2 protein-coding genes are annotated in these 638 nt (G+C 55.2%); one reads left to right on the forward strand and one right to left on the reverse strand.

Annotated features, from left to right (window positions below):
• A partial coding sequence (locus ACESPU_RS21700; RefSeq protein ID WP_373133662.1) for a transposase occupies positions 1-323 on the reverse strand: 323 nt, incomplete at its 3' end.
• Between ACESPU_RS21700 and ACESPU_RS21705 the strand changes: the two genes are divergently transcribed.
• A partial coding sequence (locus tag ACESPU_RS21705; protein ID WP_373133663.1) for a hypothetical protein occupies positions 204-638 on the forward strand: 435 nt, incomplete at its 3' end. The genes ACESPU_RS21700 and ACESPU_RS21705 overlap by 120 nt on opposite strands.

The following is a 638-nucleotide window of genomic DNA, read 5'->3' on the forward strand; positions in this document are numbered from 1 at the left end:
GTCATGCTGATGGCAATGCCATGCCGCCGAAGGCGCTCCACGTACGCGTCGCAACAATACTGCACGCCACGGTCAGAGTGGTGTATCAGGCCCTCCAGATTTTCACTCCCTGTCATCTCAACGGCCTGGTCTATGGCCTGCCGCAACGCCTCAAGCGTGGCTGAGGCACGCAAGCTATCAGCCAGTACCCATCCCACTATCTTATGGGAATAAGCATCCGTGACCAGATGCAGGTAACAGACGTCTCCGCCGGCAAGCGGTATATAGGTAATATCGCTAACCCACAGTTGATTGGGAGAGGTTGGGACAAAGCCCTTTATCAAGTTCTTCCACTTATGGTAACGATGGTTGGAATTGGTTGTGCCCCTGGCTTTGCGCGGAGGAAGCATCAGGCGGTGTCGACGAAGCAGCGTGTAGAAGCTGTCGCGACCGGGCATGAACCTCTCTCCGAAGAGGGCGGTGAGCATGATCCACAGCTTGTAACCACCGATACCGGGATCCTCGCCACGTATCTCACGTACGGTATCCAGCATGAGACGTTCATTCTTCACATGGCTCCCTATGTCAGCCTTGGACTGGTAATAGGCTTGACGACAATGGCCAAACAGACGGCAGGCTGGCGCTACTTTCATCTTGCG

Origin of the sequence: Parabacteroides sp. 20_3, from assembly GCF_964238835.1 — a bacterium.
GTDB lineage: Bacteria > Bacteroidota > Bacteroidia > Bacteroidales > Tannerellaceae > Parabacteroides > Parabacteroides distasonis.